Below are 14242 nucleotides of genomic sequence, written 5' to 3'. Positions count from 1 at the left end.
CCGGCTGCGGGGCTCTCCGATGTACTGCGGGCCATCGGATACCGCGGAGAGAGTGGACTCGTTGCCGCGGGTCTGCTCACGGTCCTGGTGCCGCCGGACGGCACCAGGACCCCGCCTCCTTCTCAGGCCTGCCTCGTCGGGTTCTCAGGCAGCAGGGCCGTGCCGCAGGCGCTGCAGTAGCGGGCGTCCGCCTCGATCGCGTGCCGCTGGCACCGGCCGCACACCAGGTGCAGCTCGCACGGTCGGGGCGCGGCGGCGGGGGCGGTCCGTCCGATGCGCATGCCGCGGCGCCTGCGGTGCACGGTCAGGACGAGCAGTCCTTCGGAGCCGGCCAGCAGCGCCCGGGACGTGCCGCGCGGCAGCACGCCGAGGAATCCGGGGGACAGCTGGGACTGGGCACCGTCGAGGGTGAGCGTGCCGCCGCCGCCGAGGACGACCAGCATCACGTCGACCTCGTCCTCGGTGTGCGGCGCCCCGCCGGTCCCGGGCAGGTGGCGCACCAGGTTCGCGTCCAACTGCCGGTCGATGCCTTCCAGCCGCCACAGCGCGCCGCTCTGCCCCTGCGCCACCGCCGCGACCAGACCCGCGACCGTCACGAACTCCGCCTCCCGCGCAGCCTCCATTGCCGTACCTTCCGCGCCCGAGCCGAACCCCACCACACCACACATGATCGCGCACCCGGGCCCCCTCGCGGGAACGGCGGTCCACGCCGCCGGCGCGCCGAGGGAGTGAGGACGCCCGCCCGCGGGTGCCGGGCCCCGCCGGCTTGCGGCCGGGCGTCGGCCGTCACCGCGCGCCCCGCGCCCTCGCCGGCGCGGACCGCTTCCCGCTCCGCCGGAGCCCGCCGCACCCGAACGGGTGACAGCCTGAACGTCCTCAGACCGCGGCCGCGGTCGAGGGCCCGTACATCACCGTGGACGGGGTGGAGTTCCACTAGGCCGACCGGTCCCGTACCGGTCAACCCTGACGATCGTCGGGGTACCGAGCTGCCGTTCGGCCAGGGTGCCCGGCCTGCGGTGTTCCTACCGTGGGCGCCATGGATTCGATCAAGCGATACGGAAACGGGTACGGGTACGGGTATCGGTACCGATGGGGTCGACGCATACCGATGGCCGTCATGTCGGCCGGGGCAGGGGCAGCGGCCGTGGTCTGGCTGACGCCAGGCGGCGCTCTGGGCACGAACGCACCGGTGCACGTCACCGCGGGCTACTCGGCGAAGGCTTACGAGGCGCTGACGGAGAGCGTGGCGGACGGGCCGTCGTGGGCCGAGTCCGCCCTGGAAGCGGCGAGCGAGGGCACGTTGATCCTCCTGGGCCTGCTCCTGGCCTGCGTCGCGTGGACCGCCCTGCGGCGCCGTGACGCGCCGGGCCTGGCCGGGGTTTCGGTCGCCGCCGCCGGGACCGTCGTCGCCTACGTGCTCAGTGAGGCGATCAAACTCCTCGTCGACGAGGAACGCCCGTGCAGGGCCCTGCCAGGGGTCTCGGCCCTCGCCTCGTGTCCCCCGGCGGGCGACTGGTCCTTCCCCAGCAACCACGCCACCCTCGCGGTCGCGCTGGCGGTCGGCGTGGCCTTGGTACGTCCTCGGTTTTCCGTCCTGGTGCTGCCGGTGGCCGCGGCGGCCGCTCTGTTGCGGGTGTTGGTCGGGGTGCACTACCCGCACGACGTCCTGGCGGGCGCGGTGCTCGGCGCCGCGGCCGTGGTGACCGTACGGCTCCTGGTCCTGCCGATCGCCGTACGGCTGGTGTCGGCGTCCCTCCTACGACAGGCGGTCGGGCGGCACGGGGACCACGCCGGCCTCGTGGGCGACCACGGCCGCCGCGGCCCGGTTGTCGACGCCCAGGCGCGCGAGGATCGAGCTGACGTGGGCTTTGACCGTCCCCTCCGCCAGGCGCAGTCGGCGCGCGATCTGACCATTGGAGAGACCGCTGCCGAGGAAGCCGAGTACGTCCCGCTCCCGGGCCGTCAGGGTCTCGATGCGGGCGCGGGCCGCGGAGCGGCGGCCGGCCTGGGCGCCCGCACCGCCGGCGGCGAGATGCGCGACGACGCGGGCGGCGACCTTCGGTGACAGGTAGGCGGCGCCGTCGGCCACCGCCCGGATACCGGCGCTCAGTTCCTCCGGCTCGCCGGACTTGATCAGGAAGCCGGTGGCGCCTTCGCTCAGGGCGCGCAGGATGTACTCGTCTTCGCCGAAGGTCGTCAGCATCACCACGCCCGTGTCGGGGACGGTCCTTCGGATCTCGGCGGCGGCCTCGATCCCGCCGGTCCCGGGCATGCGGATGTCGAGGACGGCCACCTGCGGGCGGTGGCGCTGTACGAGTTCCACCGCCTGGTGGCCGTCGGCCGCCTCGGCGACGACGGTGATGCCGGGGTCGGTGGCGAGGACCGCGCGGACACCCGCGCGGATCATGGGTTCGTCGTCGGCGATCAGGATCCGGATCATCGGACGGCCTTCCCGGTGTAGTCGTCGGTGGAGACCAGGCGGTCGGCCCGGAAGCAGAGACGGTAGATGTCTCCCGAGCGGTCGTCGAACGGGTCGCCGGTCTGTACGTAGAACTCGCAGACCGCGTCTTGTGGTGCGGGCGCGGGTGCTGCCGGGCGGCGGGTCGTCTGGCGCTCTGGCAGGTACGGCGCCACGTCCGCGCGTGGCTGGCCGACGTACAGGAGGGCGTAGTCCCGGGGTGCGAGTACCGACTGCCGCGCCGTCACGGTGTCCCACGTCCGCACCCCGCCGATGAGCAAAGCGGTGGTGCACAGCGGTACCAGGACGGCCGCGGCGGCGGTACGGCCCAGTCGGCGACGGGCACTGCGGTGCTCGGGAGGCAGTGCGCCGGCCGGCCCGCCGGGCTCGGCGCGGCGCGGCGGGGGCACGGCCCCGGGGCGGTGCGGGAGCCTGGCCCGGACGGCGAAGCCGCCCTCCCCGGGGCCTTCGGGGCCCTCCGGGCCCGATGTGAAGGTGCCACCGGCCAGTCGGACGCGTTCGTCCAGGCCGATGAGCCCGAAGCGGTGGTTCTCGCCGGGCGCGGAGGCGGCTCGGACCCCCGGTGTGGGGCGCATGGCGTGGTCGTGATGGGCCGCAGACGTGGTGGGCACCGGGCCGTTCGTCACACTGACCTCGGTCCATCCGTCCGTGTGGCGGACGACGACGGTCGCCCGGTGCCCGGGCGCGTGCTTGGCCACGTTCGTCAGCGCCTCCTGGACGACGCGCTGCACGGCCCGTTCGACGGCCGACGACGGGTCACCGGCCGCCGGTTGGCCCTCCACGCGCAGCCGGACGTCGAGCCCCGCCGCGGCCGCCCGGTCCACCAGGCCTTCGATTGCCGTGAGCCCGGCCTCGGACGCGGACTCCGTAGCGGTATCCGACGGCTCGCGCAGGAGGCCGATCACCTCACCGAGCCGGTCGACGGCGGCTCCCGCCCGGGCCCGGATGTCCCGGGCGGTGGCCCGGTGGTCCTCGGACAGGCCGGGGGCCAGCTTCAGTGCCCCTGCGGACAGGGCGATGAGGCTGAGGTCGTGGCCGAGGAGGTCGTGCATGTCCTGTGCGATCCGGGTCCGCTCGCGCAACCGGGCCTGTTCGGCGACCAAGTGCTGTTCGCGTTCCAGCCGCGCGGCCCGCTCCCATCCGGCCCTCACCAGTTCGCGGTACTGGCGCAGGAACCGGCCGGCGAACCACGGCAGCATCGCCGCCACGAGCAGCAACCCCACGAACTGGCTCGCCCAGCCCAGCCACGCCGGCACCAGGAGCACCGCCACCACGGCGGCCGCGAGCACTCCGGCCAGGGCCGCCACCGTGCTCCGGTTCCGTCCCGGCTGCCAGCCGGCGAGGAAGGCGCAGACCGCCGCGGGTATCCCCCACCAAAGGGTGACGACGCCCGTGCCGACGGCCACCACCGCCCCGACGAACAGGCCTGCGGACAGCACCGGTGCCGGTACCCGCGCCTTGATGATCACTGTTCTCACGCACGCGACCCTACGGAACTCCATTGCCCCCGCGGCACTGCCGAAAGTCCACTACCGCGGGCCCGGGCCGAGCACGTAGGGGTGGCGTCGTCCGGGACCCGGCCGGTCCCTGCGTCCCGGCCGCCCACCGCTGGCCGCCCGCCCCCGCTGTCACTGGCCGACCCGGCCGGGCTCCCGCTCCGGCTCGCCGACCGCGCGGCGAACACCCCGTTCCACGACCTGGTCATCGGCGCCCTGCGGGACGCCGGTGCCCGGCCGCCGCTCGGCCCGCCGTTCACCGGCCTGCGCGAGGCGCTCACCGCCATCGCCTCGTCCGCTACCCCTTCCCGGACCGTCTTCTACAGGTCACGGGCCTGCCCACGCTCCCCGGCACCGCGATCCGCCCGTTCACCGCCCCGCCCCTGACCACCTGGCTCGCGGTTCCCGCGGGCCCACCGACTCCCGCCCTGCGGCGCCTCTTGGCGGCGGCCACCGCAGGCGAGCCGCTCCAGCGGCGCGCCGCCGTCTGGATCCGGAATCTCTCGTGTCATATGCCTATCGGCCCGTCCGGCCCCGCGCATATGGTGTGGCTCCGGATCATCCCGGGCCCGTCGCCCTCCCGGCTCCCCACGGGAGGTCGCCGCGCGTCCGCAGGGCGTCCGGCGGGGCGGTGGCCGTGTCCAGGGCTCGTCCGACGGCCGGCAACGTCGTGGGGTCACCAGAAAATGGGATTGCCCCGGGGCCGGACCTTCGCGTTGGCTGGGCAGCATGACCGAACTGCGTACCGCTCGCCTCACCGTCCGTCGATGGCGTGACTCCGACCTTGAACCGTGGGCGGCGATGAACGCCGATCCCGAGGTCCGGGAGCACTTGGGCGACCTGCTGACCCGCGAACGGAGCGACGCCTCCGTGGCGCGGTTCCAGGCCGAGTTCGACCAGCGAGGCTACGGGTGGTCGGCGGTCGAGGTGCAGGCCACGGGTGAGTTCATCGGCTTCGCGGGCTTGGACCAGGTCGATGACGGCATGCCGTTCACCGGAGTGGAGATCGGCTGGCGGCTCGCCCGCCCGGCCTGGGGCCACGGCTACGCCTCCGAGGCCGCGCTGGCGGTCCTCGCCCACGGGTTCGACACGCTTGGACTTCCCGAGATCCTTGCCGTGACAACGGCGACCAACCACCGCTCACAGGCGGTGATGCGCCGCATCGGAATGACGCGGAATCCGGCCGACGACTTCGACGACCCCACCGTGCCCGAAGGGCCACTGCGTCCGAACGTGCTGTACCGCATCGCCCGTAGTGCCAGGACCTGACGGTACGTTCACGATCCGCCGAAGTCGGGCAGGGTGACCGAGCCGTCCGCGGCGAGGGGGAATCCCGGGTTGTACGCGACTTCCCAGGAGTGCCCGTCGGGGTCCACGAAAGCGCTGGAGTAGAACCCGATCGCGTTGACGGCCGCGGGCTTGGTGACGCTGCCGCCTGCCCGTCGTACCGCGGCGAGCAGCTCGTCCACCTCGGTCTCAGAGCGGACGTTGTGTGCCAGGACGATCCCGCCGAACCCGCCGACGGGTCCGGGCTCCACACCGCAGTCACGGGCCAGCTCGTCCCGGTCCCACAGCACCAGCCCGAGTCCGCCGGCCTGGAAGAAGACCGTCTCCTCGACCTCCTGTCCCCGCCAGCCCAAGGCCTCGTAGAAGCCCTTGGCACGTGCGAGATCGGAAACTCCCAGGGTGACCAGGGTGATGCGCTGTTCCATGCGATCACGCTAATGCCCGGAGAGGCGGAGAGTCCATCACGTGGGCACCGGCGCATGTGCCGTCAGGCGTTGCGGAGATCGAGGCGGCGACCCGCGGCGCAGCGTGGAAGCGGTCGCAGACCGTGGCGCGGTTCTGAGTACGGGAACTCATGTGCGCCGCAGCGCCGACTGACAGGATCCGCGCTGTGAATAGCAGCAAGGGGGCGCTGACGGCCCTGCATCTGTTCCTGGTCTGGGCGGTGATGGCGGCCGTGGTGCCGACGCTCGGCGTCGGGCTGCTGTTCGCGGCCTGGGACGGCGGGGCCGGTGAGCTGGTGGGGGTCCTCGCGTTGGGGTTACCGCTGGCGGTGGGACTGCTGGCCACGGCGGGCATACCCGCACGGACCGTGGTCCCGCTGTGCGGCTCCGTGCGCGAGCGGTTCGGCTGGGCAGCGCTGGTCTTCGTCCTCGGAACGCTCGGCGTCCTGGCGGGCCTGGCCGCCTACGCCCGGGACGTGCCCCTGGGGAGCGCCAGTACCCGGCTCGCCCTGACGGGGGTGCCGTACGCCGTGGCCGCGGCGTTCTTCGTGCCGAACCGGTGGGTACGGGCGGGGGCGATGGCCGCGCTGGCGACCGCGGTGGCCTACGGGGGCTTCGCCGGCCCGGCGCGGGCACAGGAACGCCGGCACGACGCGCAGCTCGCCCGGTACCGGGAACATCCGCAGCTGCTGTACCTGGGCGACGCGCCGCCGGGCATGCGGGTGTCCCATGCCCAGGTGGAACCCGCCGGCTTCATCGTTGACTACCGCCCCGTCCGGGAGGAGTCCGATCTCGGGTACGTGGGCCTGGTCGTGCGCTCGGGGCTCACGCCGACGCCACGATGCCCCGAACCCACTGACGAGGCAGTGTCCTGCACGGTCGGCGCGAACGGCGAGATGCGCACCGTCCGCGACTCCCCCCGCCTGGTCACCCTCACCCGCCGCCACGGGAACGAGGAGGTCGAGGTCAGCAGCCAAACCCTCGACGAATCCGGGCTGCGCCGCCTCCTGGACACCCTGCACCCGCTGTCGGACACCGAGTTGGGGACGCTGGTCCGGGACGAGAGGATCAGCCACGTCTTCTGAGCCGCGCCCGCTCCGGGGCCCTCGGCCCCGAATCCGGCGCGCCGGGCGAGCGGGCCGTCTGCCGGACGCGGGTCAGCCCGCCGATCGTCCGCGGGCGGCCCGAGCCGCGCGCCGCTTGGCCGCCCGGCGTTCCTCCTCGCTCATGCCGCCGCACACACCGAAGTCCTGACCTCCTTCGAGGGCCCACTGAAGGCAGTTCTCGCGGACCGGGCATCGGCGGCACACCGCTTTGGCCTCCTCGATCTGGACGAGGGCCGGGCCGCTGGAGCCCACCGGGAAGAACAGATCGGGATCTTCCCACCTACAGGCGGCCTCGTGGCGCCAGTTCATCGTCATTCCTCCATCCAATTCGTCCGAATCCTCACTCATCCCTCCTGGCCGGTACCGGCCGCTCTATTCAGTGCGGGCGCAACCACTTGCCGGCCCCCCGCCCCGGGCAGGGGGCCGCGCGGCGACACCCGGCAGGCCGATGTGCCGGGCTTGGGGAGGTTTGAAGCGCGAGACTGGGGCATCCACAACGCAGCCCTTTGCCCACTGACAGGAGCAGCAGTGACCACCTATGTCATCACCGTGCCCGGAACGTTCCTGAGGGACGTCGACGACGCAGCCCGCTCCAAGCTGGCGAGGAGGCTGGCTTCGCACCACACGGACTTGAGCGAGGCCGAGGACGTGGAACTGCTCACGGTCCACGAGGGCGGAACCTTCTCCGCCCGGCTCGAAGTCGAGGCCCCGGACCGGGCCACGGCCGAGGACGAAGCCGTACGCCTGCTGGCGGGTGCCCTCGCAGAGCTCGGGTTCTCGGAGAAGGACGCGCCCCTGGGACCGCCGGCGGTCACGGGGCTCGAAGGTGAGTCCTGAGATCCTTTCAGCTCACGGACCGGATGGACGCGCCGGGACGGGGCAACAGCGGGACATGGCTGTCGTACGAAAGCTCGCCCGTCCCCTGCTCGCCGCCCCCTTCGTCACCGGCGGACTACGCACCCTGCGCCGCCCCGAGGCCGTAGTGGAAGTCGCCCAACCCATCGTCCAGCCCGTCGTCCGAGCGGTCGGGAAGCGCGTGCCCGCCCTTGCCGGGGATCCGCTGCGGCTCGTGCGTGCCACCGGCGCGATCCAGGCCGCGGCGGGACTGCTGTTCGCGACGGGGCGTGCCCCGCGCCTGGCCGCGCTCACGCTCGCGGCCACGCTGGTGCCGACCTCCCTCGCCGCACACGCTTTCTGGACGGTGGAGGACCCGGAGGAGCGCGCGCGGCAGCGCGCTCACTTCCTGACCGACCTGTCCGCACTGGGAGGGCTCCTCATCGCCGCCGCGGACACCCACGGCAAGCCCTCGCTGGCCTACCGCTCCCGGCACGCACTCGACCACCGGCACCCGGTCCGTGCCGTCCGCCGCCCCGTCGAAGCGGCCGCGGCGCGTACGGCGAACCACGCCAAGTCGGTCGCGGCCTCGCTCACGGGCTCCCGCTGACGCGGCCACGACCCTCTTCCTTCGAGGTGTTCTGTCTTCGCCCGCTCTGGCCCCTCTACGCTGAGCGGCATGGCACATGACCGGGAAGAAGCCCGCGTACCGCTCGTACGGGTGGAACGCGGGGAACGGGGCGTCGTCGTACGCGTGAGCGGTGAGATCGACCTCGACCGGGCGCCCCAGCTGCGGGACGCTCTGCACACGGTGATCACCCGGCCGGACGGTCCGGACGGTCCGGACGGTCCGGACGAGATCGTCGTCGACCTGGCCGAGCTCACCTTCTGCGACTCCTCCGGCCTCAACGCCCTCCTCCAGGCCCGCCTCACCGCCCAGGAGCACGGCCGACGGATCCGCCTGCACGCCCCGGCCTCGCAGGTCATGCACCTGCTGGAACTGACCGGCGCGCAGCGTACGGATGTCGGTGATCAGGTCGCGCCAGGGTTCGAAGGCGGTGTCCACGTCCTGGCCCGAGGCCCGGATGTAGGCCACCGCCACGCCGTACCCGAAGTACTCGTTCCTGGCCGGCAGCGGGCGCACACCAGACCGGAGTAGTCCAGCACGCCCAGCTCGTTGCCGAGGAGCTCCTCCTGCCGGTCCAGGAGCCAGCGGATGTCGATGTGCAGCTGCAAGGTCAGCCCGCCCGGTGTCCGCTCGCGGCCGCCCGGCGCCTGACTACGGAGTCGATCTCCACATCACTGTCTGCCACACCTCCGAGTATGCAGCCATGAATACCTCGGTGAATACGTTTCGGGGGCGCGCACATCGGGGCGTATCGCGGGGGTAGGGGCTCGGTATGAAAAAAGACGAGTTCCAGCGGTCGGACGGTGAGGACCTGCTGACGGGGCTGAGCGTGGATGACCGCCGTCCGGAGCAGCCCGTGCTGCTGGACTCGACCGGCGCTCCGATTCGCACGTGGCAGGAGAACTACCCGTACGACCGCAAGATCAGGCGGGGGGAGTACGAGCGCACCAAGCGGATCCTGCAGATCGAGCTCCTGAAGCTGCAGCACTGGGTGAAGGACACCCGGGCCCGGCTGGTGGTGATCTGCGAGGGCAGGGACGCGGCCGGCAAGGGCGGCACGATCCAGCGGTTCACCGAGCGCCTCAACCCCCGTGGGGCACGGATCGTCGCCCTGGACAAGCCGACCGAGCGAGAGGAGGGGCAGTGGTACTTCCAGCGGTACGTCGCCCATCTGCCGGCGGCCGGTGAGATCGTCTTCTTCGACCGTTCCTGGTACAACCGTGCCGGCGTCGAGAAGGTCATGGGGTTCTGCACCCAGGAGCAGTACGAGCTGTTCCTGCGCCAGTGTCCGACCTTCGAGACCATGCTCGTGGAGGACGGGATCCTGCTGGTGAAGCTCTGGTTCTCGGTCTCCCGCGCCGAGCAGCGCACCCGCTTCGCGATCCGCCAGGTCGATCCGGTGCGGCAGTGGAAGCTGTCACCCACGGACCTGGCCTCCTTGGACCTGTGGGACGCGTACACCGCCGCGAAGGTCGCGATGCTCCGTGCGACCGACACCGAGCACGCCCCGTGGACAGTGGTCAAGAGCAACGACAAGCGGCGAGGCCGGCTGGAGGCGATCCGCAGCCTCTTGTCGCGCATCGACTACGACCGGAAGGACGAAGCGGCGGTGGGCCACCCCGACCCCCTCATCGTCGGCGCCGCCGACACCCTTTTGGAGGCGGGCGAGGAACCCACCGACCTCTCCCCCACCCCCCTGGCCGGCCCACCCCTCGGCCCCGGCCTCCATCCGCAACCGCAACCGCACCCGCCGCTCCCGGCCGACCCCGACCCCGGCCCCGGCTCCCCGGAGACGGGACCGGAACCGATCCGGCCCTGACTCACCGGTTCGAGGTGGTGCGAGGAGGCCGGACCGGTTGCTCCCAGAGGGCGGACAGGTGTGCGTGCAGGACGTCGTGTGCCTCCTGCGAGGTGAGGTGGCCGATGAGGACGTGCGTGGTGAGGCCGTCCGCGAGGGCCAGCAGGGTGCGGGCCTCGCGTTGCGCATCGAGTTGCGCATCGCGTTGCGCATCGAGGGGAACGGCGCGGCCGGCGCCCTCGCCGACTTCCTCGATGAGGCGGGTGAACGCCTCCTGCAGGGTGGCGTAGTTCGCCTGGAGCGTCCTTGCGAGGACCTCGCTGACGGCCGCCTGCGCCACGAAGGCGAGCCAGACCCTGGCCTCGGCGCGGTGCTCTTCCCTCAGCAGTGAGATCTCGGTGGCCGCGTGCCCCAGGGCGGTGCCGGCCGACTGGGCCGGGCTCCTGACGAGGCGGGCTCGTACGCGCTCCATGATCCGCTCACTGATGTAGCCGAGAGCGAACACGAGCATCTCTTCCTTGGTGCGGAAACACCGCTGAACGGCGCCCATCGACACCTGCGCGCGGGCGGCGACGTCGCGAAGGGTCACGCCCTCCAGCCCCCGTTCGTCGGCGAGGCGGCAGACGGCCTCGGCGATGAGGCGGCGTCGGCCCGCGTGGTCCACCTGCCTGGGCATGCCCGGTCCCCTCCTTGTTGCACGGCTCTCTGCGTTCTCCGTTCTCGGCACTTTATTCGATGCGATCGCATCGATTCCAGGGGTAGGGTTCGTTTCGGTTCCGATGCGAGCGCATCGGTACGGGAGAGGGAGGAAAGAGCCATGCAGGACGACGCCCTGTGGAAGATGCCGGCCGCCGCGCAGGCGGAGGCGGTGCGCGGCGCGGAAATCTCGGCTGTCGAACTGGTCGACAGCCACCTGGATCGGATCGCCGAGGTCAACCCGCAGGTGAACGCGGTCACGCAGCTCCTGGCGGAGCGCGCACGTGAGGCCGCGGCACAGGTGGACCGTCGGCGGGCCGCAGGTGAAGCGCTGGGACCACTCGCGGGCGTGCCCTTCACGGTGAAGGAGAGCACCCCGATCGAGGGCGTGCCGACCACGTTCGGCGCGGAGCGTTTCCGCGATCTGGTGGCGCCGGCCGACGCACCTCCGGTGGCGCGGCTGCGCGCGGCAGGCGCCATCCCCATCGGGCACAGCAACCTCCCCACCCTGATCCTGGCGGGGATGCACACGCGCAGCGAGCTGTTCGGCGACACGGTCAATCCGTGGGACCGCAGCCGGACCCCGGGCGGCACCAGCGGGGGCGACGCGGTGGCCGTGGCCACGGGCATGGCGGCCCTCGGGCTCGGCAACGACTCCGGCGGGTCGGTGCGCATCCCGGCCCAGTTCTGCGGAGTGGCCGGGTTGAAGCCGTCCACGGGCCGGTTCCCCGCCGACCACCGCGTTCTCGGCCCGGACGACCCCGGCCCGGCGTCCCAGATGCTGGTCACCGACGGCCCGCTGGCCCGGAGCGTCGGCGATCTCCGGCTCGCGTACGAAGTACTGGCCGGGACCGATCCGCGAGACCCACGCGCCGTGCCGGTGCCCGCCTACGGCGAACCGCTCCCCGGACGCGTCAAGGTCGCGGTCGTGGCGGATCCTGGCGGGCACGGAGTCCACCCCACGATTCGCGGAGCCGTCGCGACCGCGGCCGACGCGCTCCGCGACGCCGGGTACGACGTGCGGGAGGTGCGGGACGTACCGCGGATGGACGAGGCCCTCGAGGCGTACGGCCGGATCACGGTGACCGAGTTCGCGCCGAGCTGGCCGGTGGTGCGCACGCTGCTCGGCAAGGGCGGGGACCGCTATGTCGAGATGATGATGGAGCGGACCCCGCCCGTGAGTGCGGACGAGTTCATGAAGTTGATGGGCACCTGGCTGAACATCCGCCGCTCATGGGCCGAATTCCTGGACGAATACCCGCTGTTGCTCGGCCCGGTCTTCACCGAGCCGCCGGTGGAGCCGGGGCTGGAGTCGCGAGACAGGTCGGGCAGGGACCGGGTCGGGTCGGGCATGCGTCTGTGCACCGTGACCAGCTTCGTGGGCGTACCCGGCGTGGCCGTACCGACCGGGCTGGCCGACGGGCTCCCCTGCGGAGTGCAGATCGTCGGGCGCGCGTTCCGGGAAGACCTGTGCCTGGACGCGGCCCAGTCGATCGAGGACCGACTCGGAGTCCTCACACCGGTCGACCCACGCGTCGGAAGCAAGGCCGCCCGCCCGCCCTACAACGTGCCCGAGTCCGGCCAGTGCGACCAGTGGGTGTTCGGGGGACGCGTCGGGCGGTAGCGGGCCGGGTCGCCCGAGTCCAGGACCTCGGCGAGCAGCCGGAACGTTTCCTGCTGGCCTGGTGGTACCTCCCGGAGGTCCTCGGACTGGTACCACTCGTCGAGCCGCAGCACCGCGGCCGCCTCCCCGCACAGCTCAGGACGGAATGGGAGCAGGCGCACCCCGATGACTGAACCGCGCGTCGTGCACGCCGTGCAGGCCGTGCACGGCGTGCGAACCGACCCCGGCGCCCCGTGTGGCGGCGGTGCGCGGCAGCCCCCTTCTCATTCGACCCTTTCCAGAAACGGGACGATCGCGTCGAGGAAGTGGTCGTTCCGATCGCCGGCCACCATGTGCCCGGCACCGAGGACGTCGATGCGCCGCGCGTCGGGAACGCTGTCGCAGAACTGCTCGGCCACGTCCTCGCGCACCACGTCGCTGATCCCACCGCGGACGAGCAGGATCGGCACGTCGGCGTGGCGCGCGGCGTCGAGGAGGCGCTCGGCCATGCCCGGCGGGTCCATCCGGCCCTCGAAGCTGTCCAGCATCCGGGGGTCCCAGTGCCACACCCAGCGGTCGCCGTGGCGCCGCAGCTTGGTCCGTATCCCCTCGGGGTCGGACGGCCTCGGGCGGTGGGGCACGTGGGCGGACACCGCCGCGGCCGCCTCCCCCACGTCGGCGAATCCGTCCGGATGGCCGCGCATGAAGGCGACGATCCGGCGAAACCCGCGGGGATCGGGTCGATGGGCGACGTCGACGAGCACCAGGGCGCGGATCGCCGCCCTCGGTGCCTCTCCGGCGGCGAGCAGCGAGGCCAGGCCTCCGAGCGAGGCACCGATGAGCACCGGCCGGCCGCCGAGCCGGGCGACGATCGCCCGGACGTCCTCGGCGAACAGGTCGAGGGCGTAGTCTCCATCGGCCGACCATGCGCTGGTGCCGTGCCCACGCAGGTCCGGGGCGATGACCCGCCACCCCAGCGCGGCCAGCCGGGGACCGGTCCGGTCCCAGGCGTGCCGCGTCTGGCCGCCGCCGTGCAGGAGGACGAGAGGGGGAGAGGAGTCCGCGCCCCACACGTCCGCCGTGATCCGGATCCCGCCGTGTCCCACGAAGTCCCGGTGCCGTGGCGGCGCGCCGGCCGTCATACCGCGCCCCGTGTGCGCAGCGGCGCCAGCAGCTGGTCGCGGTAGGGATCCGCGGCCGCCGCGGCGAGCGCGACGTCCAGTGCGAACAGGGCGTTCGCGAGGAACTTGTCGTCGTCGATCAGGGCGGCGACCCACCGGTGCAGCGCACCCACACACGCGGTACTGACCACGGCGGCCAACGCGTCGGTGTCGACGTCGGCGCGCAGGAGACCCCGTGTCCGTGCGTCCGCCATCGCCCGGCGGAGCCGGACGAGCGGACTGCGGTCGAGTACGAGGCCGCTCTCCTCCCAGCCGCGCACCAGACGGCGGGACACGACCGGGTCGCCGACGAAGAGCTGGACGGTCGATCTGACGACGTCCTGGGGGTCACCGGATCCCAGCGCGACGAGCCGGTCCTCGAGTTCGTCCATGAGCCCGTCGGCGAGGGCCTCCCAGATCTTCTCCCGCGGTCCGATGAGGTTGTACACGGTGGCCGGTGAGACCTCCGCCCGCTCGGCGATCCGCTCGGTGCTGATCACCGATTCCGGGCCCTCCCGCAGCAGTGCGCGCGTCGCGTCGAGGATCCGGACCCGCCTCCGGGCCTTGTGCTGCTCGCGCAGCCCTCCCCCGGATGTCCGCACACGCTCTGTCCGCACGGGCGCTCCCCTCCCCCAAGAACTTAGAGACTCTTCTAAACTTAGAGATGCCTCCAGATTGAGTGGGGCAAACCACCGCGCACGCGTCGGGGCGC

17 protein-coding genes and 1 pseudogene are annotated in these 14242 nt (G+C 72.5%); 9 read left to right on the top strand and 9 right to left on the bottom strand.

What is annotated here, in order from left to right; translation table 11 throughout:
• Positions 1-122: 122 nt before the first annotated feature.
• Positions 123-623, bottom strand: coding sequence for a zinc ribbon domain-containing protein (locus IF88_RS0121370; protein ID WP_037806516.1), 501 nt, complete (start codon positions 621-623; stop codon positions 123-125).
• A 413-nt stretch (positions 624-1036) separates the two neighbouring features.
• Here IF88_RS0121370 and IF88_RS43795 point away from each other — a divergent pair.
• Positions 1037-1651, top strand: a pseudogene (locus IF88_RS43795) (phosphatase PAP2 family protein); the annotation flags it as partial.
• Positions 1652-1756: 105 nt separating this feature from the next.
• On the opposite strand, the gene IF88_RS0121365 reads toward IF88_RS43795, so the two are convergent.
• Positions 1757-2440 (bottom strand): response regulator, encoded by a 684-nt coding sequence (locus IF88_RS0121365; protein ID WP_030714678.1) that lies wholly within the window; start codon positions 2438-2440, stop codon positions 1757-1759.
• On the bottom strand, positions 2437-3957 hold the full coding sequence (locus tag IF88_RS0121360) for a sensor histidine kinase (RefSeq protein ID WP_030714675.1): 1521 nt from the start codon (positions 3955-3957) through the stop codon (positions 2437-2439). The genes IF88_RS0121365 and IF88_RS0121360 overlap by 4 nt, the downstream gene beginning before the upstream one ends.
• Positions 3958-4038: 81 nt before the next feature.
• Here IF88_RS0121360 and IF88_RS0121355 point away from each other — a divergent pair, with 81 nt between their 5' ends.
• On the top strand, positions 4039-4362 hold the full coding sequence (locus IF88_RS0121355; RefSeq protein ID WP_030714672.1) for a hypothetical protein: 324 nt from the start codon (positions 4039-4041) through the stop codon (positions 4360-4362).
• A gap of 342 nt (positions 4363-4704) precedes the next feature.
• Complete coding sequence (locus IF88_RS0121350; RefSeq protein ID WP_030714669.1) at positions 4705-5244, top strand: GNAT family N-acetyltransferase; 540 nt, start codon at positions 4705-4707, stop codon at positions 5242-5244.
• 8 nt (positions 5245-5252) lie between these two features.
• Here IF88_RS0121350 and IF88_RS0121345 read toward each other — a convergent pair whose 3' ends face one another.
• Positions 5253-5687, bottom strand: coding sequence for a VOC family protein (locus IF88_RS0121345; protein ID WP_030714666.1), 435 nt, complete (start codon positions 5685-5687; stop codon positions 5253-5255).
• A 185-nt stretch (positions 5688-5872) separates the two neighbouring features.
• Between IF88_RS0121345 and IF88_RS0121340 the strand changes: the two genes are divergently transcribed.
• A complete protein-coding gene (locus IF88_RS0121340; protein WP_030714663.1) occupies positions 5873-6790 on the top strand; it encodes a hypothetical protein in 918 nt (305 codons plus the stop codon).
• Positions 6791-6862: 72 nt separating this feature from the next.
• Here the strand turns inward: IF88_RS0121340 and IF88_RS0121335 are convergent, their stop codons facing one another.
• On the bottom strand, positions 6863-7120 hold the full coding sequence (locus tag IF88_RS0121335; RefSeq protein WP_030714660.1) for a WhiB family transcriptional regulator: 258 nt from the start codon (positions 7118-7120) through the stop codon (positions 6863-6865).
• 219 nt (positions 7121-7339) lie between these two features.
• On the opposite strand from IF88_RS0121335, the gene IF88_RS0121330 reads away from it, so the two are divergent.
• The 4 genes from IF88_RS0121330 to ppk2 all read left to right on the top strand — a co-directional run bounded on the left by IF88_RS0121330 (position 7340) and on the right by ppk2 (position 10092).
• Positions 7340-7648, top strand: a complete 309-nt coding sequence (locus IF88_RS0121330) for a hypothetical protein (RefSeq protein WP_030714657.1) — start codon at positions 7340-7342, stop codon at positions 7646-7648.
• 55 nt (positions 7649-7703) lie between these two features.
• Positions 7704-8255, top strand: a complete 552-nt coding sequence (locus tag IF88_RS0121325; protein ID WP_030714654.1) for a DoxX family membrane protein — start codon at positions 7704-7706, stop codon at positions 8253-8255.
• A gap of 69 nt (positions 8256-8324) precedes the next feature.
• Complete coding sequence (locus IF88_RS49605; protein ID WP_051837258.1) at positions 8325-8804, top strand: STAS domain-containing protein; 480 nt, start codon at positions 8325-8327, stop codon at positions 8802-8804.
• A 241-nt stretch (positions 8805-9045) separates the two neighbouring features.
• Positions 9046-10092 (top strand): polyphosphate kinase 2, encoded by a 1047-nt coding sequence (gene ppk2, locus IF88_RS0121315; RefSeq protein ID WP_051837257.1) that lies wholly within the window; start codon positions 9046-9048, stop codon positions 10090-10092.
• Between the two features lies 1 nt (position 10093).
• Here the strand turns inward: ppk2 and IF88_RS0121310 are convergent, their stop codons facing one another.
• Positions 10094-10747, bottom strand: coding sequence for a TetR/AcrR family transcriptional regulator (locus tag IF88_RS0121310; protein ID WP_030714641.1), 654 nt, complete (start codon positions 10745-10747; stop codon positions 10094-10096).
• A 141-nt stretch (positions 10748-10888) separates the two neighbouring features.
• Between IF88_RS0121310 and IF88_RS0121305 the strand changes: the two genes are divergently transcribed.
• Positions 10889-12391 (top strand): amidase, encoded by a 1503-nt coding sequence (locus IF88_RS0121305; protein WP_078893030.1) that lies wholly within the window; start codon positions 10889-10891, stop codon positions 12389-12391.
• Here the strand turns inward: IF88_RS0121305 and IF88_RS46615 are convergent.
• From IF88_RS46615 to IF88_RS0121290, 3 genes are all read right to left on the bottom strand, one after another.
• Positions 12328-12552, bottom strand: coding sequence for a DUF7003 family protein (locus IF88_RS46615; protein WP_158754486.1), 225 nt, complete (start codon positions 12550-12552; stop codon positions 12328-12330). The two genes, IF88_RS0121305 and IF88_RS46615, sit on opposite strands and share 64 nt — an antisense overlap.
• Positions 12553-12654: 102 nt before the next feature.
• Complete coding sequence (locus IF88_RS0121295) at positions 12655-13512, bottom strand: alpha/beta fold hydrolase (protein WP_051837255.1); 858 nt, start codon at positions 13510-13512, stop codon at positions 12655-12657.
• Positions 13509-14147, bottom strand: coding sequence for a TetR/AcrR family transcriptional regulator (locus IF88_RS0121290; protein ID WP_234323629.1), 639 nt, complete (start codon positions 14145-14147; stop codon positions 13509-13511). The genes IF88_RS0121295 and IF88_RS0121290 overlap by 4 nt, the downstream gene beginning before the upstream one ends.
• Positions 14148-14242: the final 95 nt, after the last annotated feature.

This window comes from Streptomyces sp. NRRL F-2580 (assembly GCF_000720115.1).
Taxonomy (GTDB): domain Bacteria; phylum Actinomycetota; class Actinomycetes; order Streptomycetales; family Streptomycetaceae; genus Streptomyces.
This window is presented reverse-complemented; position numbering and strand designations above follow the sequence as displayed.